The organism is Mesorhizobium kowhaii, assembly GCF_003253745.1.
Lineage (GTDB): Bacteria > Pseudomonadota > Alphaproteobacteria > Rhizobiales > Rhizobiaceae > Mesorhizobium > Mesorhizobium kowhaii.
In genome coordinates this window covers 672,222-696,112 of the sequence record NZ_MZXV01000013.1, presented here as the reverse complement: position 1 = coordinate 696,112, position 23,891 = coordinate 672,222, and the positions used below count along the sequence as shown (strand labels likewise).

The 23,891-nt window shown below is 61.8% G+C and carries 28 protein-coding genes and 1 pseudogene; 11 read left to right on the top strand and 18 right to left on the bottom strand.

What is annotated here, in order from left to right:
• Positions 1 to 103: 103 nt before the first annotated feature.
• Positions 104 to 247, bottom strand: coding sequence for a hypothetical protein (locus B5V02_RS05775; protein WP_111543218.1), 144 nt, complete (start codon positions 245 to 247; stop codon positions 104 to 106).
• Positions 248 to 477: 230 nt separating this feature from the next.
• On the opposite strand from B5V02_RS05775, the gene B5V02_RS05770 reads away from it, so the two are divergent.
• Positions 478 to 951 (top strand): helix-turn-helix domain-containing protein, encoded by a 474-nt coding sequence (locus B5V02_RS05770; RefSeq protein ID WP_111543217.1) that lies wholly within the window; start codon positions 478 to 480, stop codon positions 949 to 951.
• 263 nt (positions 952 to 1,214) lie between these two features.
• Positions 1,215 to 1,682 carry an FAD-binding oxidoreductase gene (locus tag B5V02_RS05765; RefSeq protein WP_146606018.1) on the top strand — a complete coding sequence of 156 codons (468 nt, stop codon included), beginning with the start codon at positions 1,215 to 1,217 and terminating at the stop codon, positions 1,680 to 1,682.
• Here B5V02_RS05765 and B5V02_RS05760 read toward each other — a convergent pair.
• The 6 genes from B5V02_RS05760 to B5V02_RS05735 all read right to left on the bottom strand — a co-directional run bounded on the left by B5V02_RS05760 (position 1,679) and on the right by B5V02_RS05735 (position 5,807).
• Positions 1,679 to 2,569: an SDR family NAD(P)-dependent oxidoreductase gene (locus B5V02_RS05760; RefSeq protein ID WP_111543215.1), complete on the bottom strand. Its 891-nt coding sequence runs from the start codon at positions 2,567 to 2,569 to the stop codon at positions 1,679 to 1,681. The genes B5V02_RS05765 and B5V02_RS05760 overlap by 4 nt on opposite strands.
• Positions 2,566 to 3,345, bottom strand: coding sequence for a hypothetical protein (locus B5V02_RS05755; protein ID WP_111543214.1), 780 nt, complete (start codon positions 3,343 to 3,345; stop codon positions 2,566 to 2,568). The genes B5V02_RS05760 and B5V02_RS05755 overlap by 4 nt, the downstream gene beginning before the upstream one ends.
• Before the next feature lie 11 nt (positions 3,346 to 3,356).
• Entirely contained in the window at positions 3,357 to 3,950 is a 594-nt protein-coding gene (locus B5V02_RS05750) for a protein-S-isoprenylcysteine O-methyltransferase (RefSeq protein ID WP_111543213.1), read from the bottom strand.
• A gap of 194 nt (positions 3,951 to 4,144) precedes the next feature.
• Entirely contained in the window at positions 4,145 to 4,717 is a 573-nt protein-coding gene (locus tag B5V02_RS05745) for a hypothetical protein (protein ID WP_111543764.1), read from the bottom strand.
• A 148-nt stretch (positions 4,718 to 4,865) separates the two neighbouring features.
• Positions 4,866 to 5,006, bottom strand: coding sequence for an ABC transporter (locus tag B5V02_RS41435; RefSeq protein ID WP_111543212.1), 141 nt, complete (start codon positions 5,004 to 5,006; stop codon positions 4,866 to 4,868).
• A gap of 204 nt (positions 5,007 to 5,210) precedes the next feature.
• Positions 5,211 to 5,807 (bottom strand): L,D-transpeptidase, encoded by a 597-nt coding sequence (locus B5V02_RS05735; protein WP_111543211.1) that lies wholly within the window; start codon positions 5,805 to 5,807, stop codon positions 5,211 to 5,213.
• Between the two features lie 226 nt (positions 5,808 to 6,033).
• Here B5V02_RS05735 and B5V02_RS05730 point away from each other — a divergent pair, with 226 nt between their 5' ends.
• The 5 genes from B5V02_RS05730 to B5V02_RS05710 all read left to right on the top strand — a co-directional run bounded on the left by B5V02_RS05730 (position 6,034) and on the right by B5V02_RS05710 (position 10,362).
• Positions 6,034 to 6,786, top strand: coding sequence for an SDR family NAD(P)-dependent oxidoreductase (locus tag B5V02_RS05730; RefSeq protein WP_111543210.1), 753 nt, complete (start codon positions 6,034 to 6,036; stop codon positions 6,784 to 6,786).
• A gap of 311 nt (positions 6,787 to 7,097) precedes the next feature.
• The gene (locus B5V02_RS05725) at positions 7,098 to 7,523 is read left to right on the top strand and encodes a hypothetical protein (protein WP_146606017.1); all 426 of its coding nucleotides are present in this window, start codon (positions 7,098 to 7,100) and stop codon (positions 7,521 to 7,523) included.
• A gap of 467 nt (positions 7,524 to 7,990) precedes the next feature.
• Positions 7,991 to 8,179, top strand: a complete 189-nt coding sequence (locus tag B5V02_RS05720) for a DUF2934 domain-containing protein (RefSeq protein WP_111543208.1) — start codon at positions 7,991 to 7,993, stop codon at positions 8,177 to 8,179.
• An 88-nt stretch (positions 8,180 to 8,267) separates the two neighbouring features.
• A complete protein-coding gene (locus tag B5V02_RS05715; RefSeq protein ID WP_111543207.1) occupies positions 8,268 to 9,563 on the top strand; it encodes a mechanosensitive ion channel family protein in 1,296 nt (431 codons plus the stop codon).
• 535 nt (positions 9,564 to 10,098) lie between these two features.
• The gene (locus tag B5V02_RS05710; protein WP_111543206.1) at positions 10,099 to 10,362 is read left to right on the top strand and encodes a hypothetical protein; all 264 of its coding nucleotides are present in this window, start codon (positions 10,099 to 10,101) and stop codon (positions 10,360 to 10,362) included.
• Between the two features lie 335 nt (positions 10,363 to 10,697).
• Here B5V02_RS05710 and B5V02_RS05705 read toward each other — a convergent pair whose 3' ends face one another.
• The 4 genes from B5V02_RS05705 to B5V02_RS05690 are packed head-to-tail and all read right to left on the bottom strand — an operon-like array spanning position 10,698 to position 14,545.
• Entirely contained in the window at positions 10,698 to 10,943 is a 246-nt protein-coding gene (locus B5V02_RS05705) for a MoaD/ThiS family protein (RefSeq protein ID WP_111543205.1), read from the bottom strand.
• Positions 10,943 to 13,207: a xanthine dehydrogenase family protein molybdopterin-binding subunit gene (locus B5V02_RS05700; protein WP_111543204.1), complete on the bottom strand. Its 2,265-nt coding sequence runs from the start codon at positions 13,205 to 13,207 to the stop codon at positions 10,943 to 10,945. Before B5V02_RS05700 ends, B5V02_RS05705 begins: the two co-directional genes overlap by 1 nt.
• Position 13,208: 1 nt before the next feature.
• Complete coding sequence (locus tag B5V02_RS05695; protein ID WP_111543203.1) at positions 13,209 to 13,685, bottom strand: (2Fe-2S)-binding protein; 477 nt, start codon at positions 13,683 to 13,685, stop codon at positions 13,209 to 13,211.
• Positions 13,685 to 14,545, bottom strand: coding sequence for an FAD binding domain-containing protein (locus B5V02_RS05690; RefSeq protein WP_111543202.1), 861 nt, complete (start codon positions 14,543 to 14,545; stop codon positions 13,685 to 13,687). The genes B5V02_RS05695 and B5V02_RS05690 overlap by 1 nt, the downstream gene beginning before the upstream one ends.
• Before the next feature lie 259 nt (positions 14,546 to 14,804).
• On the opposite strand from B5V02_RS05690, the gene B5V02_RS05685 reads away from it, so the two are divergent.
• Positions 14,805 to 15,248, top strand: a complete 444-nt coding sequence (locus B5V02_RS05685) for an SRPBCC family protein (protein ID WP_111543201.1) — start codon at positions 14,805 to 14,807, stop codon at positions 15,246 to 15,248.
• A 216-nt stretch (positions 15,249 to 15,464) separates the two neighbouring features.
• On the opposite strand, the gene B5V02_RS05680 is transcribed toward B5V02_RS05685, so the two are convergent.
• Positions 15,465 to 16,466 (bottom strand): NADP-dependent oxidoreductase, encoded by a 1,002-nt coding sequence (locus tag B5V02_RS05680; RefSeq protein ID WP_111543200.1) that lies wholly within the window; start codon positions 16,464 to 16,466, stop codon positions 15,465 to 15,467.
• A gap of 67 nt (positions 16,467 to 16,533) precedes the next feature.
• A complete protein-coding gene (locus B5V02_RS05675; RefSeq protein ID WP_111543763.1) occupies positions 16,534 to 17,349 on the bottom strand; it encodes an oxidoreductase in 816 nt (271 codons plus the stop codon).
• A gap of 103 nt (positions 17,350 to 17,452) precedes the next feature.
• On the opposite strand from B5V02_RS05675, the gene B5V02_RS05670 reads away from it, so the two are divergent.
• On the top strand, positions 17,453 to 18,019 hold the full coding sequence (locus B5V02_RS05670) for a TetR/AcrR family transcriptional regulator (protein WP_111543199.1): 567 nt from the start codon (positions 17,453 to 17,455) through the stop codon (positions 18,017 to 18,019).
• A gap of 316 nt (positions 18,020 to 18,335) precedes the next feature.
• Here the strand turns inward: B5V02_RS05670 and B5V02_RS05665 are convergent, their stop codons facing one another.
• Together B5V02_RS05665 and B5V02_RS05660 are read right to left on the bottom strand one after the other, a co-directional pair.
• Positions 18,336 to 19,301 carry an aldo/keto reductase gene (locus B5V02_RS05665; protein WP_111543198.1) on the bottom strand — a complete coding sequence of 322 codons (966 nt, stop codon included), beginning with the start codon at positions 19,299 to 19,301 and terminating at the stop codon, positions 18,336 to 18,338.
• Between the two features lie 35 nt (positions 19,302 to 19,336).
• Entirely contained in the window at positions 19,337 to 20,509 is a 1,173-nt protein-coding gene (locus B5V02_RS05660; RefSeq protein ID WP_111543197.1) for an aldo/keto reductase, read from the bottom strand.
• Positions 20,510 to 20,647: 138 nt separating this feature from the next.
• Between B5V02_RS05660 and B5V02_RS05655 the strand changes: the two genes are divergently transcribed.
• Positions 20,648 to 21,538, top strand: coding sequence for a LysR family transcriptional regulator (locus B5V02_RS05655; RefSeq protein ID WP_111543196.1), 891 nt, complete (start codon positions 20,648 to 20,650; stop codon positions 21,536 to 21,538).
• A gap of 44 nt (positions 21,539 to 21,582) precedes the next feature.
• On the opposite strand, the gene B5V02_RS05650 is transcribed toward B5V02_RS05655, so the two are convergent.
• Positions 21,583 to 22,518 (bottom strand): sigma-70 family RNA polymerase sigma factor, encoded by a 936-nt coding sequence (locus B5V02_RS05650; protein WP_111543195.1) that lies wholly within the window; start codon positions 22,516 to 22,518, stop codon positions 21,583 to 21,585.
• Positions 22,515 to 23,273 carry an SDR family oxidoreductase gene (locus tag B5V02_RS05645; protein ID WP_111543194.1) on the bottom strand — a complete coding sequence of 253 codons (759 nt, stop codon included), beginning with the start codon at positions 23,271 to 23,273 and terminating at the stop codon, positions 22,515 to 22,517. Before B5V02_RS05645 ends, B5V02_RS05650 begins: the two co-directional genes overlap by 4 nt.
• A 155-nt stretch (positions 23,274 to 23,428) precedes the next feature.
• Here B5V02_RS05645 and B5V02_RS05640 point away from each other — a divergent pair.
• Positions 23,429 to 23,560: pseudogene (locus tag B5V02_RS05640) on the top strand (GMC oxidoreductase); the annotation flags it as partial.
• A 107-nt stretch (positions 23,561 to 23,667) separates the two neighbouring features.
• Here the strand turns inward: B5V02_RS05640 and B5V02_RS05635 are convergent.
• Positions 23,668 to 23,862: a hypothetical protein gene (locus tag B5V02_RS05635; RefSeq protein WP_111543193.1), complete on the bottom strand. Its 195-nt coding sequence runs from the start codon at positions 23,860 to 23,862 to the stop codon at positions 23,668 to 23,670.
• Between the last annotated feature and the right edge of the window lie 29 nt (positions 23,863 to 23,891).

Here is a 23,891-nt window from a genome sequence, read left to right as displayed (position 1 = left end):
ACGTCTGGCGACAGGCGGCTGCAACGCAAATGGCGGCCCTCGCGTTGTCCTGGTCAGCCCGCGAAGGCGTTTGAGGGCGCCAAGCCGGGCAGCGGCAAGCCCGCTAGATGCCGAAGAATTGCCTGCCGATCATGTAGCCCAGCGCCGCCACGACCAGCGGAAACAGCGCCGGCGCGACCTTGCCGAGAGAGGAGACTTGCTGGTCCTTCGCCCGCGTGTGGCGCGCATTGCCGAGATTCTTGGTCATTGCTGCCTCAGGTTCGAACAATTCATTAGCAAACGCTGATTAACAGCATGGCCGCATTAACGGCTTGGAAAGAAATTAGATCAAATAGCGGACCATTGCCTGCTGCCGCCGATCTCGGCGGCAGCAGGCACATCGGCGCCCGCCGGGACGGCCTCCGCTCGGCCCCTTATCCGCCGAGATAGAGGCGGTGCAACTCGTCCGGCGACCTCACCCACATCGTCTCCGGCCTGATGCAGATGGCGATCGGCGAGGCGCACAAGCTCGACGAGGCCGGCAGCCGGCGCGTCGGCGAAAGCCTGATCCAGCTGGTCAACGGCCTGATCCAGGCGAAGCCCATGGCGCCCGAATTCCGCCGCTCGCCGCTGGAAGCGCTGCGCGAGCGCATCGTCGCCTATATCGACGCCAATCTGGCGCGCAGCAGCCTGTCGGCCGAAGACATCGCCCGCCACATGGGCTGCTCCCGCCGCTATCTGCACCGCGCCTTCGAAGGCGAAGGCGCCACCCTGGAACGTTTCGTCTGGCACCGCCGGCTGGAGCGCAGCAAGGAAGAACTGCTGTCCCCCGCCCGCGCCTCGGCCTCGATCTCCGAAATCGCGTTTGCCTGGCGGATCAATTCGAGCGCGCATTTTTCGCGGGCGTTCAAGAGCAGGTATGATGTGGCGCCAAGGGAGTTGCGGGAGAGGTTGCGGGCGGTGGTGCATTAGGGGGCAAAAACGGCTCTGAATGAGCTTGAGCCCGAAGTCGACCTTCGCAGACCGAATCCTGAATGGCTGCTTTGCGCCGCATCTCGGTCATCAAAGTTAGCAGTGTCACTGCCTAAAAGCGGACGTTAGTGACGCCGCGCTGGAGGTCGCGGTAGCGCCATCTCCGGACCTACGGATCGCCATCAGGACTGTCGCGTATCGGACCTCTTGCGGACCTTTGCGTGATTTGCCGTCGTCGCTGGCAAGACAGTTCGGGTCGCAATGTGTCAGTTAAAATCAAGAACAAGTGGGATTTGGATACGCAGTCACGGCATTGGGGCGGCTATGGCATGCTACTGGCGCGGATTTTCAAGGAACTTGAGACTGCCGAGCCGAACTGCACGGTCATAAAACCTCATCAGCCCGAATACGAGACGCTGCGTAAGGTGTGGAATGGCACGGTAGATCGGCGACCTGCCGCGATTGTCCGCCCGAGAACGGCCGCCCAAGTGGCAAAGGCCGTGCAGCTTGCGGCTGAATGCGGTGCTCTATTGGCAGTCAGGTGCGGCGGCCATAGCTTCCCCGGCTTGTCGACCTGCGATGGTGGAATTGTTCTCGATCTGTCGGCAATGAACCATGTCGTCATTGACCCCGTGTCCCGCGCCGCTGAAGTCGAGGGCGGTGCATTGCTTGGGCATCTGGATGTGGCAGGCGCCGCTGCCGCTGCCGGTGCCGGTGCCGGTGCCGGTTAGGGGATAGTTCGCCGAGGGCCACGGCGTAGCTGAATCTGGCGGGTACCGCAGCATTTTTTGAACTTCCTACCTGAACCGCAAGGACATGGATCATTACCGCCGCGTTGCAGCCGGCCGATCAGGGGGAGTATCGCTGCTGAAGGCAGGAGCGTCGCCACAAGGGCAGCCAACTTGGCTGAGATGCCCGGCACGATGAGGCGACGACCGGATTTGAACCCTCGCCACGCGCGTTCGGCTACAGCCTCCGGATCCAGCTTGGGCAGGATGTTGAAGAGCACTGTCTGATAGGCGCCGGACCTTTCGAGAAACTCCGTCGACACCGGCCCTGGTGCCACGCATGTGACCGTCACACCGGTTCGGCGCAACTCCTGATGAAGCGCCTCTGAGAAGAAGCGCACGAAACCTTTGCTGGCGAAGTACAAAGCCATATAAGGCCCGGGAACGAACCCGGCCACGGAACTGAGATTGAGCACCCCACCCCGTCGGCGCGCCACCATTCCCGGCAGAAAATGGAGGGTCAGTTCTGTGAGGGAATGTATATTAAGATCGATGATGCCGAGTTGACCATCAATAGGGAGCGCCGTCGCTGCGCCCCGTAGGCCATAGCCGGCGCTGTTGACCAGGACATCACAGATCAAGCCGTGTGCGGACAGAAAGTCCTCCAGGCGCGTTGGCGCATCGCCTGCCACGAGATCCAACTCGAGCGTGAATGCCTCGCCCCCCCCCTCCCGAACCTCAGCCGCCGCGGCGGCCAAACCCTCGGGCGAGCGGGCAACGAGCACAATCGCACCGCGCTCTCGTGCAGCGACGCTCGCAATCGCCCGGCCAATTCCACCCGAGCCGCCAATCACGACGACGGCTGGCCGGAATTCACGGTGCGAAATCATCTCGCGTTCCTCTGTCTTGAAGGAGCGGCGACACTTTGACCGAGCAGCAACACTTCATCGGCGACAGCGCCGTTCAGAATCTTTTCGAATCTCTCCAGCGCTCGTGCGACGTTCGCTCCATCCATTACCCGGTGATCGTAGTGGATGCGGACATTCACCGATCCATCTTCGCCGATCGGACCGTAGTTCAGAAGCGTGGTCAATGGTGTGAGCGGGTTGAGCGATTCCGCACCGAGGCCTGAATAGACGGACAGTTGGAAGGTACCGAAGTAATTTGCCCTTTGCCGGGCGATGTTCAATCCCAGCCACATAAGCAGCCACCTGAGGGGCGCGGGCGCACGGGCCATGCGCAACGCACGCCGGAACTCCGTGACCTCCAGGATCGGCCGTGACCGAGCCGCGTGGATGGACGCCTCAAGTTCTGTGATAGAGTAGCGCTCTGGGCCCTTGATGCAGCTCAACAGAACGGCCGGCTCGCCCTCATATTCGCGCTCGTGGGCAATCGAGGCTACGCTTACCGGATACTCGTAAAGCTGCGGCCAGGGCAATTTGACATAGGCGCGTCGAAGCTCGGGCGTCTCTCGGGCGAGAAGCGCGTATCCCTTCAGGAAGATCGCGGTCCAGGAGGGCCTGGTCTGTTGCGCCATTCTAGCCCTTACGAGTGGGCCGAGGTTCATCTGACGCTGCACCGCGACCCGTGGCACGCCGATCGAAAACCTCATCAGATCGCCAACAAGGCGCCGGGGCGCCGAAAGCTTGAGGGCTCGGCCTCGCATCAAATGTACCTCTAATAAAGATAAGGGACTATTCGCTTGGTCTTTTCCATATAGGCACGGTATTGCGGGCCGAAATTCTCCAGCATCATACGCTCTTCCTTGTCCACTCTCAGCAGGAAAAGGACTGCGAACCCAATCAAACCCGATATGCCCGCAATCCAGTTCGCCAGCAGAAAGACCTGGGCGAGGCCCATGAGCAGGAACGAGGTATACATCGGGTGGCGGACCAAGGCGTATGGTCCGGCGCAGATGAGTTCATGCCGTTCGCGAATCTCCAGCGTAATCGACCAGTTCCGGCCAAGTTCCTTGTGGGATCTGCGAAAAACCCATAGCGCGGAGCAGAAGATGATTGTGCCGAGAGCCACGGCCCACGCGCTGGCCGGGTGGTCAGCCGCTGCGGGCATGCCGGTGACAACATAGAAGGCAGGCAGGATTGCGAGGCCAAACAGAGCAGATGCAAGCCCGACGATGTCGGAACGTGAGCGGTAGCCAGTTACAATTCGCACGCGCCTCGCCCGGCGCTCGAAGGGATACCGGATCACGTACCAAGCAACGATGCCGATCACCCAAATGGCCTCGCCAAGTGAGGGTGCCGCAATGCTCACTTCAGGTCACCGGCGCCCTTTCTGCGGTCGCGACTGTAGCAGCTGCCCCTGAGTATGGCCACTTCACCCACCGCCTCGATTTCGTCACCGGCCGACCTTCAGGCGCAGCGATCCTCTCCGAGTTGATCCGCAGACGCGAAAGCCGGAGGGGCAGTACCGATCGCATTCGGTCCCATTCATCCCTCGAATCTTTGCTATGTATTCATCTCCCGAAGCTCGGTTATGAATTGTTGCGGCCGGAGCTGAATGGCGGGAGTCTTATATCCCATGGAATGCGCGATGTCCGCCACGAAGCCGTTGCAGTTCAAGACCGTCGCCTGCCAGACATGCGAGCTCGCCTGCAGCTTGCGGATGTAGGCAACGACTTTGTCGTATTCGGCCCGGGTCAATATGATTTGCCAGCTTGCGGATCTGTATGGTTCTTCCAGATCACCGTCGCTCCACCCGGTTTCGGCTGGCACCGGCACGACATGGCCCAGAACATAGGGAACCGCACTGTTCGAAGCCGGGTGAAGGCCCGCGACTTGGGGATCGATCATTCTCCCGGCCCGGTCTAGGCGCCCAAAAACTGCGTAGGTGTGGCCGTAGCTTAGGGCGTAGCGGGAGCGGAACTCGATGAAGTACCGCTCGTCCTTTTTTTGAGGCGCAGCTCCGCCATCGGCAGAAGATACGAAATTCGGCTGGGGCGGCAGGTCTTTCGTCTGACATGCCGTTGCCGGGAGGGCCACCAACGCCACAAGCAAGAGACGGCTATTTACAAGCGTCATCGCCGCGTCCATTCCCGAACTTCACAAAGCACAGACCTAATAACAGCCTATGCCCGCCAACCGCGCCGTAGGCTATGAAGCCGGCCAAAGCCCCGGCTGCGTATGTATGGGGAAGGGCTTGGCACCCCTTCCCCATACAAGCCGGTCCTTACTTAATCACTGGTTGCTCTACCGGAGCGGGTTCCGGCGGCGGGGCCTTCCCCTTTCCTTTGCCGATCCAGTCGTTCGCGCAGCCGCTCAGGCTCGCAACGGCGAGCACAGCAACCATTGCAATCAATGTCCTGCTCATCAAGCAATCCTTTCCCCGGGGGCGGAATAGCCGATACAATCGCCACAAATAACTTGCGACCGCACTAAACTACTCGCGAACTGCATCAAGGCCTAGTGCAGAAATGACACAGTTGGCACTCGGTGGCCGGGCGGCACATTTACGTGACGTGCTGGCAGAATTCACCATCCGCCGGAGATCAGGCGTGCGGCGCATCTCAGACTATCAAATAACCACCACCGTCGTGCCCAAAGGGGTACGGTCGTAGAGGTCAATGATGTCGTCATTTATCAAACGGATGCACCCGTTCGACACCTCCGTGCCTATCGTCCAAGGCTCGTCTGTGCCATGCACCCGGAAGTGGGTGTCGCGCCCGCCTTGATAGAGATAAAGGGCACGCGCACCAAGCGGGTTGTTTGGTCCGCCGGGGACCCCCCCTGCATACTGCACCAAGCGCGGCTTGCGCTTCATCATGCTGGCGGTTGGTGTCCACGACGGCCATTCCGCCTTGCGGCCGACGGTCGCTGTACCCTTGAACGAAAGTCCCTGCTCGCCGACGCCGACGCCGTAGCGCGTCGCCCACCCGTCCCTCTCGACGGCATAGAGGAAGCGTTGCGAAGTATCGACGACGATTATTCCGGGCGGCTCGCTTCCAGAATACCTCACACGCTGCCGCGTGAAGCGAGGATCCAGGCCCCTCCTTGCTGCGAACGCGGATGAAATCGGCTCCGCCGCCTGTCGTAACGCTGACGTACATCCGGAAACCATCAGAGCCAGACTACCCAGCACGAGCCCCCGGCGCGCAATGTGGTTATTGTCCATTTCTACCTGCTAAGAAAATGGTCAGCCTACCGCCGTCGTCTCTAACACTCCAAGGCCCGTCGGCCAAGTCTACGCCTTGCCCGAACTGACCTGGTTAGGCGCCACGCAGGTGACATGGTAAGGCGTAGGGTGAGTTCACAGGATTAACAAGGGAGTGGAGCGAAACTTCTTGCGATAATCATCTGCCTCTGTTCGGTTATGTCACAATGGGCAGAGGATAGAGACGATGAAGCCTGACTTCCAGGGTAAAGTCGCGATTGTGACCGGCGCGGGCTCCGGAATAGGAGCGGCCGTTTCACGGCAACTCGGACTAGAAGGAGCCGAGGTTGTTGTCGCCGACCTTGATGCTGAGGCCGCGCATTGCAAAGCCGCCGAAATACGCTCGCAAGGAGGCAGGGCCCACGACCTTGCGGTCGATGTCACGGATGCGGCAGCCGTGGAAAAGCTGGTCGAGTTCACTGTTGAAAAATGCGGTGGACTGGATATGGCGGTAAACAATGCAGGTATCGACGGCGTTCGAAAAGCAACGGCAGACTATCCGCTCGACAACTGGCACAAGCTGATAAACGTCAACCTAAATGGCGTTTTCTACTGCATGAAGTACGAAATCGCCGCCATGCTGGATCGGGGCGGAGGCGCCATCGTCAACATGTCCTCCGTTCTCGGTTCCGTGGGTTTGCCAACTGCGTCCGCATACACGGCAGCGAAGCATGGGGTTGTTGGACTGACCAAGGTTGCGGCGATCGAATATGCGAGATTGGGAATTCGAATCAATGTCGTCGGCCCCGGCTGGATCGAGACACCACTTTCGGAGCAAGTGGAGGCAGCAGCTAACCGGCGCATGGCAGACCTCCAGCCGATGGGCAGGCGCGGGAAACCGGAAGAGGTAGCTGCTCTTGTGTGCTTCCTCTTGTCCGATCAGGCTAGCTTTATTACCGGAAGCTACCATCTGGTGGACGGGGCTTACACCGCCCACTAGGTGGATGGTGGCGAGCGTCAAAGCGCAGAATGACGAGCAAGCGTGGCGTGCCAGTTAGGTGACGAAGGCCAAGGCGGCGCCAAAGCCGGCACACACTATGATGGTGAAGGCAAAAAGCGGCAGTAGCCAGCGCGGTCGTTGGGTGTGCCAGTCGTTCGGGCCATGTCGGTTCATGGCGCGTCCTTTCGCAGCCTTGTTTCCCGCCCCCCGTATGTAGCTGTAATGAGATACAAGAAAGGGTGCCGCAACGTAGTTAAGAGTTTGCTAATGCAAGGACGCATCGGTTCACCGAGGTCGGTAGTTTCGGTCAGATGTTGACTCCAACTCGCCGTGGAGACGCGTTTCTCATCGGCGATCTTTCACAGGCCACCCGTTTCAGTGGCTTGACCGACAAGGCCATCGAGCGAGCCGAATACGGGCTCCGGAACGACCCAAACGTCGCCGATTATTATCTCGTGATGAAGGCGAATGCCCTGACGGATATCGAAAAGTACGCCGAATCTGCTGCCCTGATCACGAAGGCGTCAGACTACCTGATCACTGTTCCGCTGCTACGTGCCATCAACGATGTCCATATTGGAAAAACTGACGATGCACGCAATGAAGTCCTCAAGGCGCTTGCCATGCAGCCGTGGCTTAAGGCCACGCGGTGGCGCGATATGACGTTCCATATCAATCCTGCAGTGATTGATCGACAGGTGGCCGACCTGGTGGCCGCGGGACTGCCAATGAAGTAGGTTTCGGTTGGAGGCCGGAGCACAGGCGTACAGCATCCTTCCCCGCCTCGTTAGTTACCTTCAGGATGCACCGATTTGAATGTCAGCTTTGGACCCTCCGCTGCTGAAAAGCTGCCAGTCCGCTTCCGGCCCAATTGCGGTCATTCCCGAGCACAGGCTGACATGACCGCTCCCGGCGCAAAGCGGATCCCTGCGTCTGTAGTCATTCGCTCCCTTCTCGCACGGTTTCGACCGCCAGCGATCCGGCGGGCAGAGCCTTCAATAGCTCGAGGCAACTACATTAATTTTCTTGCTCGTCCGGCGGCCTCCTCTGGCCGACTTGTGGCCTGCCAAAAAGCTCTCCCCTTGGTCGCATCAAGGTGAGGAGCGCCACGCGGTTCCGACAAAATCAGCCGCGGCCAAGGCCAGCATGGATCGTTTTGAGAGCACCAACGTTCCTTATGGTAAATCGAGATCAGGAGGAAACGATGGCCGACCAGAGTCGAGAAGATCGCATCCGCCAGCGTGCCTATGAGCTTTGGGAAAAGGAAGGCAAGCCGGACGGCGCCGACTTGCGTTTTTGGGAAAAGGCGATGGACGAGATCGACGAAGAGGATCAACAAAAGGATTCGTCCGACAAACGGCAACCTGCCGGCACGGGTTCGGCCGGCGCATAGCTGCCCGCAGAACGATGAATGCGTAGCTCCGAAATGGACCTCGAGACGAGTTGAGGTTCGTTAGCCGGTCCATAATGGTCGTGTGGCAATGGACGTTCGCGATGCCATCGGTCGAGCGCTGGCTTGGGCTAGCGGATGGTTCGGCTATGCCGCCACGCCGTGGATACTTTATCAGGCCGCCATCATCGTCACGCTGTTCCTCGCGGCCAAGCTCGCGGCGCGGCGCATCGAGCCGCTCGTGGAGGACCGGGCACGCCAGATCAAGGGCCATCCCGGACTGCTGAGGGTCGTGATTGCCCTGTTGCGGCGCACTGACTGGATCCTCTTCACCCTCTTCCTGCTTGCCGTGCTCAACCTCATGCGCGCCGTCACCTGGCCAAGCCGCACCCATCTTCTCCATATCGTGCTTTCGCTGTCCCTCGCCTGGCTCGTCGCGTCGGTGCTGTCGCGCATCATCCGCAACCGCCTCGTCGCCCGCCTTCTCGGCTGGCTGATCTGGATCTATGCAGCACTTGTCATCCTGGGTATCAGTGACGAGGCCGCGTCCTTCCTGGATAGCCTGGCAATCCCTTTGGGCGCGATTCGCCTTTCGGTTCTTGTGCTACTGAAAGCGGCGCTGCTGCTGATCGCCACGGTCTGGCTTGCGGTGGTCATTGGCAACTATATCGATGAGCGCGTCCGCATCTCCGAGGAACTGACACCCTCGATCCGCGTCCTTGTTGGTAAGATGGCAAAGATCGGTCTCGTGCTGGTGGCCGGCGCCTTCGCTATTTCCGCCGTCGGCGTCGACCTCACGGCGCTGACGGTGTTTTCCGGCGCGATCGGCGTCGGTCTCGCTTTCGGGCTGCAAAAGGTGGTTTCAAATTTCGTCTCCGGCGTGATCATCCTGCTCGACAAGTCGATCAAGCCGGGTGACACCATATCGCTCGAAAGCACCTTCGGCTGGATCCGCGAATTGCGGGGGCGCTTCGTCTCGGTGGTGACGCGCGACGGTCGCGAATTTCTGATCCCCAACGAAGACTTCATCACCCAAAGGGTCATCAACTGGTCGTTCAGCGACAACCTCGTGCGGCTCGACGTGAATTTCGGCGTCTCCTATGACGCCGACCCGCACAAGGTCAGCGAGCTGGCGATAGAAGCCGCGATCAGTGTCGGCCGGGTCGAAGCCGATCGGCGCCCGGTCTGCTGGCTCACTGGCTTCGGCGACTCCTCGCTGAATTTCGTCTTGCGCTTCTGGATCCGCGATCCCCAGCAAGGCCTGACCAACGTGCGCGGCAAGGTACTGCTGGCGCTGTGGGACACATTCAAGGCAAACGGCATTAACATCCCCTATCCGCACCGCGAGATTATCATGAAGGATGCTGGTGGATCGAGCGGGCGCTAGGCTCAGTCGGACCAGGAACATCTCGACCCAAAGGAAACGCCCTGTCGATCCAGCATCACTCGCAGAGTTTCTTGGAATCCTTACGCCGCCGCGACAATCGGTGCGCTAATCTTCGTCCCAGAAATCCTGCAACGATGCGTGGCGAAGGCACGGGACACGTCTTTGAGCACTGGCTCGCGTACCAAGCCGAGCGGGCAATCTAATTGATTTTCTTGCTCGTCCGGCGGCCTCCTTAGCAGCCGACTTGTGGCCTGCCAGAAACCTCTCCACTTTGGTCGCTTCCGGCCAAGTGCGATACATTAGCCACAGTTAATATTATTTGGAAATCCGGTCTTGCGCCATTGGCATAGGTGTCCCGTAATGGGCCAATATGTCTGGCACCGCAATTGCACTCTCAGCAATGCCGGGGTCGACGACCCCGGCAGTCGGGGGGTAAACTTTGGGGGGCCCCGCCGCTTCGCAAATGGAGCGGCGGGCTCTTTAACCGCTAATTCGAAAGCCCCCCAAAATCGCCAAAACTTTGGGTGCTGCAACTATGTATTTTCCCCAATTTCTGGTGGGCATGTTCGGGACGTCGCTCATCATGGCGATCTGGGCTGGCATAGAAACCGGTTCCATCCGGACGGCACTCGCTTGGGCTGTCCTCACGCTGATTGTATTGCAGGTTGGATATTTCCTGCTGATATTAGGGCTTTTCTATAAGCGCTCGACGAAAAGCACCGACGTAAACCCGGAGCCTGTCAATCCTGTCCAGCCGCTTCGTCGAGATGGTGGTGTTTCATCCCCGGGCGCCCAATAGGAGCCGGTGATGGTCTGGTGGTGTCGGGCCTAACGGCGGAGTGGAGCTTTTGCTCTTCGAGACTAGGGAAGTCTGAGCCTCGCCCACCCCACCTTCGAGAGGTTTATCCGTCATCGCAGTGACGTGAAAGCGGATGTGTCCGAACGACAGGACCAAGAGTAGCGCAGACTTCCACTCGTTCGACAGGTTGGAGCGGTGGCTACGGTGAGGTTGAGGTCGGCAGCGTAACGGCTGCTTTCTGACAAGTCAGTACCAAAGCAGACCGTCAACCTCCGGCTCATGCCGAGACGTTCGAGACCTTGGTGCTAAGCGATGGCAGCGAGACGCTTGTCCCACTATCCCCCCGCCAACCTCGGCAGCAGGAAAATCTCCGACCCTTCCGGCAATTCCTTCGACCAGGTGTCGCGATAGATCGTCCCGTCGATGGCGACGGCGATGCCGCGGTCGATCAAGGGCTCGAGGCCGGGATACTGTTCAGCCAGCTTCCTGAACAGCTCCCTTATGTCCTTGGCCTCGATCTCGACCTTGTTCTTGCCTCCGGCGGCCGCGCCAAGCGATCCCCAGAGCGTCACTTCGACCATCAGCCTGCCCGTTTCGCCTCGATCGCCGCCAGGATGCGTGGCGGCGACATCGGAATATGTGTCATCCGCACGCCCGCGGCGTTCGACACGGCATTGGCGATCGCCGCCAGCGGCGGCACGATCGATGTCTCGCCGACGCCGCGCACCCCATAGGGGTGGTTGGGGTTGGGTATCTCGAGGATCTGCGTGTCGATCATCGGCAGGTCCGAGCACACCGGGATGCGATAGTCGAGGAAGCCGGGGTTCTGAAGCCGCCCGTCCTTGCCGTAGATATACTCCTCGTTGAGCGCCCAGCCGATGCCTTGCGCGGCACCCCCCTGGTACTGCCCCTCCACATAGGTCGGGTGCACCGCCTTGCCGGCATCTTGCACGACTGTGTAGCGCAGCACCCGCGTGGCGCCGGTCTCGGGATCGACCTCGATATCGCAGATATGGGTGGCGAAGGAGACGCCCGCGCCATCGGCGACAAGCTCGCTGTGGCCGGCGATCGGTCCGCCGGTCTTCCCCGACGCGACCGCGATCTCCTTAAGAGACAGCCGCCCAAGATTGCCGTGCTTCTCGCCTTTGGCAATCGCGTGGCCGTTTTCCCAGACCACGTCGTCTACGGAAATGTCCCACATCTGCGCTGCGCGTTCCCGCAGGATCTTGATCGCGTTGCGGGCGGCCGAGATCGTCGCCATGGAGGACGAGAATGTGCCGCGGCTGCCGTCCGTCATGTCGTTGTAGCCGAGGCTGGAGGTGTCGGCGACGATCGCCTTGACCTGCTCATAGGCGATGCCGAGTTCCTCCGCCGCCACCAGCGACAGCGACGCGCGGGAACCACCCACATCGACGGTGCCGACGGCAAGCGAGACCGAACCGTCCATGCCGATGTTGAGGTCGGTGCAAGTCTGGCCGCCGAAGTTGAACCAGAAGCCGCAAGCCATGCCACGGCCCTGGTTCTTGCCCAGCGGCGCCTTCATGTGCGGATGGCTCTTCGCAGCTTCCAGCGTCGGGCCGATGCCGATCGGGCCATAGACCGGGCCGTAGGACGATCTGGTGCCTTCCTGCGCGGCGTTCCTGATACGGAACTCGACCGGATCCATGCCGACCTCCTTGGCGAGCTCATCGACGGCACTTTCCACCGCGAACGCCGCCATCGGCGCTGACGGCGCGCGATAGGCCGCGGTCTTCGGCCGGTTGACCAGCACTTCGTAGCCGACCGTCTTGACGTTATCGAGCCTGTAGCAGGCGAACGCCGTCATGGCGCCGATCTCGGCCCAGGAGCCGGCATACGGGCCGCAGCTATAGCGCAGCGTCGCTTCGGCGGCGGTGATGGTGCCGTCCTTGCGGGCGCCGATCCTCACGTCGACCGAGGTGGCGCTGGTCGGGCCCGAGGCGCGGAACACCTCGTCGCGGGTCATCACCAGCTTCACCGGCCGTCCGGCCTTGCGCGACAGCGCCAGCGCCACCGGCTCGGCCCAGACATGGGTCTTGCCACCGAAGCCGCCGCCGATCTCCGAGGAGGTGACGCGCAGCTTCGAGGCTTCCATGCCAAGCAGCTGCGCGCAGTGCTGGCGGTAGACGAAATGCCCCTGCGTGCAGACCCAGAGGTCTGCGGTGCCGTCGGAGCTGACGCTCGCCACGCAGGCATGCGGCTCGATATAGCCCTGGTGCGTCTGCTCGGTCTTGAAGGAGCGCTCGACGATGAAATCGGCGTGCCCGAAACCCTGATGGACATCGCCATGGCCAAACTGGCTGCGCTTGGTGACGTTGGAGGGTTTTACCGGCTTTTCCTCAAGCCCTTCGGTGAAGATGGCGTCGTTGATGAGAGGCGCGGAGTGCTTCATCGCCTCGTCGACATCGGTGACATGCGGCAACAACTCGTAGTCGACCTCGATCAGCTTCAGCGCCTGCCTCGCCGTGCGGGCGTCGACGGCTGCGACCGCGGCCACCGCATGGCCGTCATAGAGCGCCTTGCCGCGCGCCATGCAATTGTCGAGGACGTCGTACATGGCGGCATCGCCATCGGTGAGGTCCGGCAGGTCGGCAGCGGTGATCACCGCCTTGACGCCGGGGAGCTTCTCCGCCTTCGAGGTGTCGATCTTCCTGATTTTTGCGTGCGCATGCGGGCTGCGCAGAACACGCCCGACCAGTTGGCCGGCCATGTTGAAGTCGGCGCCGTAGCGGGCGCGGCCCGTGACCTTGTCGACGCCGTCGGGACGGATCGGGCGCGTGCCGACGGATGTGAATTTACGCCCCGAAAAACGCGGATCGAAATTCATCTCAGGCTCCCTTCATCACGCTGGCGGCGTCCTGGACGGCACGCACGATCTTGTCGTAGCCGGTGCAGCGGCAGAGGTTGCCGGCGAGGCCGAAGCGGATTTCCTCCTCGGTCGGGTCGGGGTTCTTGGCCAAAAGGTCCTTGGCCGCAATCAGGAAGCCGGGCGTGCAGATGCCGCATTGCAGCGCCGCATGCTCGAGGAATTTCTGCTGCAGCGGATGCAATTTGTCGCCATGCGCCATGCCCTCGATGGTCTCGACGCGCCGGCCTTCAGCTTCCGCGCCGAGCACCAGGCACGAGCACACCAGCCGGTCGTCGAGGATGATGCTGCAGGCGCCGCAGTCGCCGGTGCCGCAGCCTTCCTTGGCGCCCGTCAGCCCCAGGCGATCGCGCAGGACATCGAGCAGCGTCTCGTCCGGCTGGCAAAGGTACTCGACGTGGTCGCCATTGATTGTGGTTGAGACTGCTACACCAGCCATCATTTGCCTCCTGCACGCGCATAGGCTGAAGTGGCGGCCCGCTTGGCCAGCACACCCGCAACCTTCCTTCTGAACTCGACGGTGCCCCGCTTGTCGTCGATGGGACGGCAAGCCCCCGAGCAGACCTTGGCGAGCCTCTCAAGCGCGGCTTCGTCAAGCTTGGAGCCGATGAGAACCTGCGCGGCTTCCTCAACCAGAAGCACCGTCGGCGCCGCGGCGCCGATAGCCACGCGGGCCGCTATGACGACACCGCTCTCATCGAGCGTCAAATTCACGCCGGCGCTGACCACCGCGATATCCATCTCGGTACGTGGAATGAAACGCAGATACGCATCGCCCGAGCGCGGCGGGCGCTTGTCGAGCAGGATCGCCTCGATGATCTCGCCTTTGGCCAAGGACGTCTTGCCCGGCCCGGTCGGTACGCTCTCCACGGGAATCGTGCGCCTGCCCGCCGGCCCGACGACCGATGCCCTGGCGCCGGCCGCGACCAGCGCCGGCACGCTGTCGGCAGCCGGCGAGGCGTTGCAGAGATTGCCGGTGATTGTGCAGCGCCCCTGCACCTGCTTCGAGCCGATCAGCTTGGCGGCTTCGACGACGCCGGGCCATGCCTTCTTCAGGGCAGCGCTCTCTCCCAGGACGGCGCAGGGGACCGCGGCACCGATGCTGAAGCCGTCGGCCGTTTCCCTGATCTCGCTCAAGCCCTCGATCGCCTTGATGTCGACGATCAGGTCGGGTTCGACAAAGCCGCCCTTCATCCTCACCAGCAGGTCACTGCCCCCGGCGAGAATGGCGGCCGTACCGGCCGACCCGGCCAGCTGGCCAACGGCATCTTCGATTGAAAGCGGACGTATGTAGCGCATCGTCTCCCCTTGGTCATCGCGATCTCAGCGACCGTTATAAACAGTCTCCTCATAATGGCTATCCGGTTCCTCATTTGCAGCGATTAGGCCAGGCGCCGCAAAATCGAGTCCCAATCAACCTGAACTGGCGCACGCCAAGGCCTGCGCCAGTCGGGCAGGCTTGCGGCCGGGCCCTCAAAAATCTGATAGCCTGTGTCGGACTGGCCAAGCCCCGTTCGTCCTTGGGGCATCGAATAGGCATCATGAAAGGATATAGGATATGCCCGGCACCGTACGCTTGCATCGCGTCCTGACGACCAGCCCGGAGAAAGTCTATCGCGCCTTCGTTGAAGCGGACGCGCTGGCGAAGTGGCTTCCGCCGAACGGCTTCACCTGCACGGTTCATCATCTCGAGGCAAAGGTCGGCGGCTCGTTCAAGATGTCTTTCCGCAATTTCACGACCGGCGACGGCCATTCCTTCGGCGGCGAGTATCTCGAACTCGTTCCGGCCGAGCGCCTGCGCTACACCGACAGGTTCGACGATCCCAACCTGACCGGCGAAATCCAGGTGACGGTGATCTTGAAAAAGGTGTCGATCGGCACCGAGGTTGACATCACCCAGGCCGGCATTCCGGACGTCATCCCGGTCGAAGCCTGCTATCTCGGCTGGCAGGAGTCGCTCAGAAACCTGGCAAGGCTCGTCGAGCCCGAGATCAATCAATAAAGCAATTCCAGGAAAAGTGGGCAGCGGCTTTCCGTCCGGAATTGCGTAGAAACAAATAGCTGCAGCGGTGGACGCGGCGGCCGGAGGACCGGCCGTCGATTAACGTCGACGCCAAGGCAAGCTCTCCGCTCGTTCTTGTCCCCTCAGCGCAAATCCGCGCAAAGGTCGCGAACGCCGCGTCCCAGGCGTTGGCCGAGCACCGGCCCGGCATGGAAGCTATCTGACCTTGATGACGACCTTGCCCTTGGCACGTCCGCTTTCGACGTAAGCCAGAGCCTCATTGGTCGCTTCGAAGGGAAAGACCCGATCGACAACCGGGCGGATCGCTCCGGATTCGATGAGGGACGTGATCTTGCTCAGCTGATCGCCCTGTGCTCCCATGAAAAGGAACGAAAACTTCACGCCACGGCGCTTGGCTTTGGCCCGAATGGCACGACTCAGCAGGCGCAGTATCAGCCTCAGCACCAGGTTCAGGCCCTTTTCCCTGGCAAATTCGGGATCCGGTGGGCCGGAGATGGAGATGAGCTTCCCACCCGGTTTCAGCACGTTCAGGGATTTTTCAAGCGTTTTGCCGTCCTGGCTGTTCAAGACGACGTCGTAGCCCGACAGGACTTTCTCGAAGTCGTCCTTCCTGTAGTCGACGACGACATCGGCGCCGAGACCCTTGACCAGATCGGCACTCGCTGCACCAGCGGTTGTGGCCACGGTCGCGCCGAGGTGCTTTGCCAGTTGGATGGCGAATGTCCCCACGCCGCCGGAGCCAGCCTGGATGAAGACCTTCTGCCCCTTCTTCAAACCTGCCCTTTCGATGAGTGTCTGCCAGGCGGTCAGACCGACCAGGGGGATCGAGGCCGCCTCTTCCATGCTGAGGTTCTCAGGCTTCAAGGCCACGTCGGCTTCATCCATGGCGATGAACTCGGCGAACGTCCCGATCCGGCCATCGCGCGGCCGCGCATAGACATCGTCGCCGGGTTTGAATTTGCGGACTTTCGATCCCACGCGGACAACCGTCCCGGCCACGTCGTGGCCGAGGATGAAGGGCCGGCGATAGGGCAGGATGAGCTTGAACTCTCCGGTCCTGATCTTGGAATCGAGGAGGTTCACTCCAGCGGCATGGATCTCGACCAGGACATCATTGTCCTGGAGCGCCGGCTCCGGCATCTCGGCAAGCCGCAGGATACCCTTCTTGTTATACTTGTCGACAACGAATGCCTTCATGCTGGTGACTTTCTGAAAGTGATTTTGATGTATCGCATATGTGTGAAATCTCTTGGTTCGCTGATGTTCAGACCGGCAGACGGAACTGCTTGCGCAAGCTCTTGTCGAACATCTCCGCGGGGGCAAAGCGGCGCAGGAGGCTGACCTGCCGCGCGGCCTTGCCAGCGGTGTAGCGCCGTCGCGGACGGGCATCGGTCGCCGCCTTGACGACCACCTTCGCCACCACCTCCGGCCGATCGGCTGTCGGCATCACCTCGCTCAGCAGCGCCTTGAGCCCGGCCCGAGCCCGATCGTATTCCTTCAACAGCGAATCCGGCTCGATGCCGTTCTGGTCGAAGACGGTACGCACGAATGCCGGCTCGATGACCGAGACGCGAATATTGAAGGCGCGAACCTCGTGATCGAGCGATTCCGAATAGCCCTCGAGCGCGTGCTTGACCGCAGAGTAATGCGCTGAGTATGGCGCGGGTACCAATCCCAGAATCGAGCCGATATTGATGATGCGCCCTTCGCCGCGCCGCCGCATCGACGGCAACACCGCATTGGTCATGCGAATGACACCGAACAGATTGACGTCGAACAAGGCCTGCACCTGTGCGACCGAGGATTCCTCGGCGCCGCCAAGTAGGCCGACGCCGGCATTGTTGACCAAGAGGTCGATCCGGCCGGTCCGCGACAGCACCGTCGAAACGAGTGCCGCGACGGCCTCGCCGTCGGTCACGTCGCAAGCCAGCATGGTCACCCCGTCCGGCTCGTTGCCGGCCTTGCGGCGGCTCGTTCCGAAGACAGTGAACCCCGCCCGCGCCAGGGCCTCGGCGCTGGCGCGGCCGATGCCCGAGGAGGCTCCAGTCACGACAGCGGTTTTTCCGGATTTCATATTCATTTCGTGCTCCAAACTCATGAGGGCTAGCCTTCTCGCCCCAGTTGAATTACACTCATAATATCAAATTATGATCATAATGCAATAGCAGAAAGGAAGTGCGGCTATGCGCTACGAGAAGGGCCGAAAGGACGCATCACGCGGCCGGATCATGGAAGTCGCCGCCGACCGTTTTCGCAGCGACGGCATCGCTGCGTCCGGACTGGCAACCATCATGAGCGACGCCGGGCTTACGAACGGCGCCTTCTATCCGCACTTTCAATCCAAGGCGGAGCTCGTCCGCGAAAGCGTGGCGGCGGCCATGGAGCTTCAGTCGCAGCAACTGGCCGAAGCACTGGCCTCCGGTGGCCCGGAGATGGGAATAGAGGCGTATCTGTCAGCCGAGCACCGGGACAATCCGGAAAAGGGCTGCGCGTCCGCCGCGCTGCTGCCGGAACTCGCACGTCAGCCACCTGAAACCCGCGAAGTCTATACCGACCACTTGCTGACTTTGGTGCGCCAGTTGGCTGAAGCACTTCCGCAGGCCAAGGACCCGGAAGGCGTGGCGCTGGGTGTCTTCGCAACGCTCATCGGCGCGATGCAACTGGCTCGCGCGGTGGAAGGAACGGAATTGTCGGATCGCATCCTCGCGGCGGGGAAAGACGCAGCGCGGACGCTGATTGAGCCGCGTTAGCCCCGCCCTTGCCGCCCCCTCAGCGCAAATCCGCGCGAAGGTCGCGCACACCGCGTCCGAGGGCGCTGGCGCAAAAGCGTGCGCAGTCGAAACGGTCGAAGAGGCCAAGGCGGCGGTCGAGGCGTTGCCGCTGACCCGCCGGCGCCTTCGCCAATTATGAGCTGATGCATGTCGGCCCGCACGCCCCGCTCGGCCTGCTGATCCAGGTCAAATAAGCGCAGAGGCCAAGCAAGCGCCGCAGGCGCCGTCGATGAAGCATCTTCATCGGCGTCGCCCAGCGGCGGCTTTTCAGCATCGGTCGCGCTTCAGGCCTCAATCAGAGCCCAGTCATCTTGAGCGCCCCTTCAGGGAGGCGATCGCCCTGAACCTCGATCTTCGCCAGAGCCTCGGCCAACTCATGAAGATCTTGCGAGGTGAGCGCAACGTCCACCGCACCGAGGTTCTCCTCGAGACGGTGCAGTTTCGTGGTGCCGGGTATAGGCACGATCCACGGCTTTTGGGCCAGCAGCCAGGCGAGCGCGATCTGGGCCGGGGTAGCTCCCTTGCGCTGCGCAACCGATTTGACGACATCGACCAGCGCCATGTTCGCCTTGCGCGATTCTGGCGAGAAGCGCGGCACGGCATTGCGGAAGTCGGTAGGGTCAAACTTCGTGGTTTCATCGATTTTGCCGGTCAGGAAGCCCGCCCCCAGCGGGCTGAAAGGTACGAAGCCGATCCCGAGCTCTTCGCAGAGCGGCAGAGCCTCGGCTTCAGCGCCGCGGTAAAACAACGAATACTCGCTCTGCACGGCCGAGACTCTCTGTACCGCGTGGGCGCGGCGAATGGTCTGTACACCCGCCTCGGAAAGCCCCCAGTGTTTGACCTTGCCTTCCGCGATCAGGTCCTTGATGGCACCAGCCACATCCTCGATCGGCACGTTCGCGTCGACCCGATGCTGGTAGAAAATGTCGATACGGTCCGTTCTAAGGCGCTTGAGAGCGGCTTCGGCCACGCGCTTGATGTGTTCAGGCCGGCTGTTTGTGCCGCCGGTGCGTGCGCCGGTCTCAAGGTCGATGTCGAAGCCGAATTTCGTGGCGATGACCACCTGGTCGCGAATGGGCTCGAGAGCCTCGCCGACGAGTTCCTCATTTGTAAAGGGCCCATAGGCTTCCGCCGTGTCGAATAGGGTCACACCGCGATCGTGGGCGGCCCTGTCGGCGGGCGGCCCGTAGGCGGAGCTCATGCTCATGCAGCCCAGGCCGAGGGCGGAAACCTCCAGGTCTCCCAGTTTTCTGGTTTTCATAACGGTCTTCCTTTTGATTTGTTGCCAGCTCGGGCTCAGCTCTTCTCCGGCGCTTCGACACCCGAATATGCCAGGACAGCCTCAGGCAGGCGTGCTCCCTGGATTTGGATCGACGCCGCCGAGGCATCAAGTTCCGCAAGTTCCGTGGGCGTGAACCGGACGGAAGTCGCACCGATGTTGTCGAGCAGGTGCGCCATCTGCGTCGTCCCGGGGATAGGCACGATCCAGGGCTTCCGCGCCATCAGCCAGGCCAGAGCGATCTGTCCCGGCGCGGCTTCCTTCCGTTCGGCCCAGCTCTCAACCAGCTTTACGAGCGCCAGGTTGTGCACCAGATTCTCCGGTGAGAAGCGGCCCTCGATCTTGCGAATGTCACCATCGGCGAACCGCGTATTTGCGTCGATGGCACCGGTCAGGAAACCCACGCCGAGCGGACTCCACGGCACGAAGCCAATGCCGAGTTCCTGGCAAAGCGCAATGACCTCGCGTTCAGGCCCGCGCCAGAGCATCGAATACTCGCTCTGGACGGCCGTAATGGGCAGCGCCGCGTGAGCACGGCGAAGTGTCTTGAGTCCCATCTCCGACAGGCCCCAATGCAGGACCTTGCCTTGCGCCATCAGTTCGTTGACCGCGCCGGCGACGTCTTCGATCGGCACCTGCGGATCGACCCGGTGCTGATAGAGGAGGTCAATGCGATCGGTGCGCAGACGCTTGAGCATGCCCTCAACGGCCAGCTTGATGTGGTCCGGACGACTATTGAGCCCCGGGCGCCGTTGGCCCGTTTCAAGATCGATATTCCAGCCGAACTTCGATGTAATCACCACCCGGTCGCGGAACGGCGCGATGCCTTCGCCGAGGATACGCTCCACCTCGTGGGGGCCGTAAGCCTCGGCTGCGTCGAAGAAGGTGACACCCCGATCGAAGGCCGTGCGGATGATGTCGATCATCTGCGGCCGTGCAGGAACGATTGTCTGATAGGTCCGGCTCATATTCTGGACGCCAAGGCCGATGCTGGAGACCTCCAGCGAGCCCAGCTTTCGCCGGCCCTCCACGCTTGGGCCAGAGAGTGCTGGGGCTGCCTGCTGAGCCGCGGCTGAAAACGTCGTTCCACCTGCCAGGGTCGCGGCCGCAACCAGGCCCGTTGCGCTGAGCAACGAACGCCGGTTGATATCGCGGTCTACCGAGCGGCCGGTGCTTTCAATGTTATGCATGGTCAGATCCTTTGCGGGGTGGTCAAGGCTGGAGAGGCTGGGGGCTGTGGGACATCTCCCGCAAAATAGGGCTGGGCCGACTGAGTGATAACCAGCTATAATTGATATGATCTTGTTAGAAGGGCTAACAAATAGGCCATGCAGAATTTCAACGATCTTGCCGCATTCGCGACTGTTGCCCAGGAGCGAAGCTTCACGCGTGCCGCAGCGAAGTTGGGCGTTTCGCCCTCGGCGCTCAGTCAGACCATCCGCAACCTAGAGGAGCGTATCGGGCTGCGGCTCCTGACCCGGACCACGCGCAGCGTAGCGCCGACCGAGGCCGGCGAACGGCTCATGCATACCGTGGCTCCCCGTTTCGAGGAGATCGAGGCCGAACTGGCCACCTTGAACGAGCTTCGCGAAAAGCCGGCTGGAACCGTCCGCATCACCGCTGGCGAACACCCGGCGACGTCGGTGCTGCAGCCCGCGCTGAAGCGCTTCTTGCCGGACTTCCCGGACATTCAGGTTGAGATCATCATCGACTACGGCCTGACCGATATTGTCGCTGAGGGTTTCGACGCCGGCGTGCGGATGGGCGAGCAGGTGGCGAAGGACATGGTGGCGGTCCGTATCGGGCCGGACATTCGCATGGCCGTGGTCGGCTCACCGGCTTACTTCAAGCTGTTTCCGGTCCCTCGAACCCCACAGGACCTCACCGCCCACAAGTGCATAAACATGCGGCTGCCAACCCACGGCGGACTGTTTCCGTGGGGCCTCGAGAAAGATGGCCGCGAGATGAAAGTGCGGGGCGACGGCCAACTGGTCTTCAACACTCTCGGCATGCGCCTGAATTCGGCGCTGGACGGCCTGGGTGTTGCCTACATGCCGGAAGACGAGGCCCTCCCCTACGTCGGGGACGGCCGGTTGGTCCGGGTCCTGGAGGACTGGTGCCCGTACTTCCCCGGTTATCACCTGTACTATCCCAGCCGCCGTCACACGTCGCCGGCTCTGACGCTGCTGGTGGAGGTTCTGCGTTACCGAGGCGGCTGACGAACTGCTTGCCGAACGCCGCCTGCTCGATGGAACACCCGAAATCAGTGCCCCGTACTGCGACCGGAAGAGCCAGCGTCCTCCACCAGCGACAGTTCCGCGTCGTCGGCGACATAGCGGACATAGCGATAGTCGCGAATGAAGCTGATCCGCCCCTCCCGCCACTCCAGCCACATGAAATAGCCGGGCTTCGGGTCGCTCCGCTGTTCGAACACCGCGATCACCTCGCGGCCCTCGAGCCAGGCGGTCGTGACCCATACGCCATCGCTCTTGGCATAGATTGTGAAGAACATGCCGACATCCGCGGCACCCGAGCGCGGCGAGTGCAGGGACTGATGGAGCTTCACATCGTCGGCAAGCAGCGCGCGCAGGCCGTCCCAGTCACGCTTGTTGAACAGGGTGACATAGCGGACCACGGCAGCGGACGCGATGCGCGCATCGGGCAGCGGGGTGGCGTGGGCGTTGATCTCCCGAAGCCGGGCGCGGCCGCGCGCCAGATGCCCCTTCACGGCATCGACCGTGATATCCAGCAGGCTGGCGATCTCGGCCAGCGGCTCGTCGAGCACATCCTTCAGGATGATGACGCTGCGCTGGAGGATCGGCAGTTCCGCAAAGCGCGACACCGCGGTTTGGACGGCTTGCCTGCGCATCAGCATCTCCACGGGGTCGGCTTCGGCGTCGTCGACAATTTCGAGGGCCGCCTCGATAGGCTCGGCAGCACGGACCGCGCGACTGCGCAGCAGGTCCAGCGCACGGTTGTGGGCGATCCGGAACAGCCAGGGTCGCAGTTGCGGCACCTCGCACAGCTCGTCCAGGGCAATGAAGGCTCGGGCAAAGGTGTCCTGCACGACGTCCTCGCCGTCGATGACCGATCCCATCAGGCGCGAGCAATAGCGGTGCAGCTCGGGCCGCAACGCGACAGCAAGGGCAAGGAGCCCTTCCTGGCGGTCGCGATCCACGGCAGGCCCTCTATCGCTCAAGGCGTCGCGCCCTCCATGACGGTGACTCCGGCATCGCCGTTGAGGCCGAAGACGACGCCCTCGGCATATTGCGGATCTTCCAGCACGGAAACCACCCTATCGCCAAACGCCCGGGGCGGCATCGGTGCACCGAAGCGGGCGACGAATTGTTCCGGCGTGATGCCCATGGAGCCCGCATAGGCGTTGGCCGCAGCATCCCCGGTTCCGGTGCCGAGGATCATCTGCCGCGGCACGATGGCCTGGAAGCGGATTCCGAGGTTCTTTTCCTGCGAGACGCCATTGGCGTATTTGGCCATGAACCAAAGCATGCGTTTGGAGCCGCCATAGCCGCCAGACATCTGCGATCCGGTAACGGCCGCGCCGCTTGATCCCACCAGCACGCGGCTGCCCGGTTTGAGCGGCAGGTTGAGCGCCGCCTGCAACCAATAAAGCCCGGCTTTGACGTCGGTTTCCCAGGCTATGGAGAAATCCTCCCACTTCAGCTGATCCAACCGGCCCATCCGCGGCGTCGCACCGGCGTTCAGCACCAGTATATCCGGGTGGATTTCGCCAAGGATGCGATGAGCAGCGTCCTCGTCCGTGACGTCAGCGGCGATCGTGGCGACCCCTAGCCGGACGCTGACCGCCTGCAGCGCTTCGGCACCGCGGGCGACGACCGTCACCCTGGCGCCATGTTCGACCAGCGCCTCGACCAATCCGAGGCCAAGCCCGCGGCTTCCACCGGTGACCACGACAGTTTTATCCCTGAGGCTCATTGATCCTGCTCCAATGCTTGACTGAAGCTATGACGTTTGAGGTTCGGGAAAAGAGTCAGCCCCTGCCGCGCGGCTCGCGCGTCAGAGGAGAGATCGCTATTATTTTTGAGGAGTGGGGGAGATTTATCCCTTAACCGAGGCAGCCGACCGCCGCCCGCGGTGTGCCGCGCCTGCGCATTTGCGACGCCTCGATCATGCCACGCCTGACAAGCGGCAACACCAACGCACCGGTGATCATGATCGCCGACCGCTGCGCCGATTTCATCCTTGGCGGCGCGCCTGGTTGATTTGCATGGCACGACCGGCCGAGACCGGCCGGTCGGCCGCGATCCTAGAGCTTTGTTTCGACGCAATTCCGGACGGAAAACCGTTTCACACTTTTCCTGGAATTGCTCTAAAGATCGAGAGCGACCACCATGCCGCGGACTTCGGCCATCTCCAGCAGCAGGTCCTGTAGGCTTTCCAGCGCGGCACCGGTCAGCGTCAAAAGCTCCGTGATGCTCTCTCTCATCGATATGACGGCGGCGCCTGTCTTCTCGGCGAGCAACCGCCCGATGGCCGTGCGGATCAGGTCGTCCTGATCAGACATCGTGTCACCTCCCAATGCAGCCTCCCCCA

What these genes read in the sequence shown, in the direction of transcription:
- B5V02_RS05775 (WP_111543218.1), bottom strand. Translation starts at nt 247, where the DNA reads ATGACCAAGAATCTCGGCAATGCGCGCCACACGCGGGCGAAGGACCAG.
- B5V02_RS05770 (WP_111543217.1), top strand. Translation starts at nt 478, where the DNA reads ATGCAGATGGCGATCGGCGAGGCGCACAAGCTCGACGAGGCCGGCAGC.
- B5V02_RS05760 (WP_111543215.1), bottom strand. Translation starts at nt 2,569, where the DNA reads ATGATTTCGCACCGTGAATTCCGGCCAGCCGTCGTCGTGATTGGCGGC.
- B5V02_RS05755 (WP_111543214.1), bottom strand. Translation starts at nt 3,345, where the DNA reads ATGCGAGGCCGAGCCCTCAAGCTTTCGGCGCCCCGGCGCCTTGTTGGC.
- B5V02_RS05745 (WP_111543764.1), bottom strand. Translation starts at nt 4,717, where the DNA reads ATGACGCTTGTAAATAGCCGTCTCTTGCTTGTGGCGTTGGTGGCCCTC.
- B5V02_RS41435 (WP_111543212.1), bottom strand. Translation starts at nt 5,006, where the DNA reads ATGAGCAGGACATTGATTGCAATGGTTGCTGTGCTCGCCGTTGCGAGC.
- B5V02_RS05735 (WP_111543211.1), bottom strand. Translation starts at nt 5,807, where the DNA reads ATGGACAATAACCACATTGCGCGCCGGGGGCTCGTGCTGGGTAGTCTG.
- B5V02_RS05730 (WP_111543210.1), top strand. Translation starts at nt 6,034, where the DNA reads ATGAAGCCTGACTTCCAGGGTAAAGTCGCGATTGTGACCGGCGCGGGC.
- B5V02_RS05725 (WP_146606017.1), top strand. Translation starts at nt 7,098, where the DNA reads ATGTTGACTCCAACTCGCCGTGGAGACGCGTTTCTCATCGGCGATCTT.
- B5V02_RS05720 (WP_111543208.1), top strand. Translation starts at nt 7,991, where the DNA reads ATGGCCGACCAGAGTCGAGAAGATCGCATCCGCCAGCGTGCCTATGAG.
- B5V02_RS05715 (WP_111543207.1), top strand. Translation starts at nt 8,268, where the DNA reads ATGGACGTTCGCGATGCCATCGGTCGAGCGCTGGCTTGGGCTAGCGGA.
- B5V02_RS05710 (WP_111543206.1), top strand. Translation starts at nt 10,099, where the DNA reads ATGTATTTTCCCCAATTTCTGGTGGGCATGTTCGGGACGTCGCTCATC.
- B5V02_RS05705 (WP_111543205.1), bottom strand. Translation starts at nt 10,943, where the DNA reads ATGGTCGAAGTGACGCTCTGGGGATCGCTTGGCGCGGCCGCCGGAGGC.
- B5V02_RS05700 (WP_111543204.1), bottom strand. Translation starts at nt 13,207, where the DNA reads ATGAATTTCGATCCGCGTTTTTCGGGGCGTAAATTCACATCCGTCGGC.
- B5V02_RS05695 (WP_111543203.1), bottom strand. Translation starts at nt 13,685, where the DNA reads ATGGCTGGTGTAGCAGTCTCAACCACAATCAATGGCGACCACGTCGAG.
- B5V02_RS05690 (WP_111543202.1), bottom strand. Translation starts at nt 14,545, where the DNA reads ATGCGCTACATACGTCCGCTTTCAATCGAAGATGCCGTTGGCCAGCTG.
- B5V02_RS05685 (WP_111543201.1), top strand. Translation starts at nt 14,805, where the DNA reads ATGCCCGGCACCGTACGCTTGCATCGCGTCCTGACGACCAGCCCGGAG.
- B5V02_RS05680 (WP_111543200.1), bottom strand. Translation starts at nt 16,466, where the DNA reads ATGAAGGCATTCGTTGTCGACAAGTATAACAAGAAGGGTATCCTGCGG.
- B5V02_RS05675 (WP_111543763.1), bottom strand. Translation starts at nt 17,349, where the DNA reads ATGAATATGAAATCCGGAAAAACCGCTGTCGTGACTGGAGCCTCCTCG.
- B5V02_RS05670 (WP_111543199.1), top strand. Translation starts at nt 17,453, where the DNA reads ATGCGCTACGAGAAGGGCCGAAAGGACGCATCACGCGGCCGGATCATG.
- B5V02_RS05665 (WP_111543198.1), bottom strand. Translation starts at nt 19,301, where the DNA reads ATGAAAACCAGAAAACTGGGAGACCTGGAGGTTTCCGCCCTCGGCCTG.
- B5V02_RS05660 (WP_111543197.1), bottom strand. Translation starts at nt 20,509, where the DNA reads ATGCATAACATTGAAAGCACCGGCCGCTCGGTAGACCGCGATATCAAC.
- B5V02_RS05655 (WP_111543196.1), top strand. Translation starts at nt 20,648, where the DNA reads ATGCAGAATTTCAACGATCTTGCCGCATTCGCGACTGTTGCCCAGGAG.
- B5V02_RS05645 (WP_111543194.1), bottom strand. Translation starts at nt 23,273, where the DNA reads ATGAGCCTCAGGGATAAAACTGTCGTGGTCACCGGTGGAAGCCGCGGG.
- B5V02_RS05635 (WP_111543193.1), bottom strand. Translation starts at nt 23,862, where the DNA reads ATGTCTGATCAGGACGACCTGATCCGCACGGCCATCGGGCGGTTGCTC.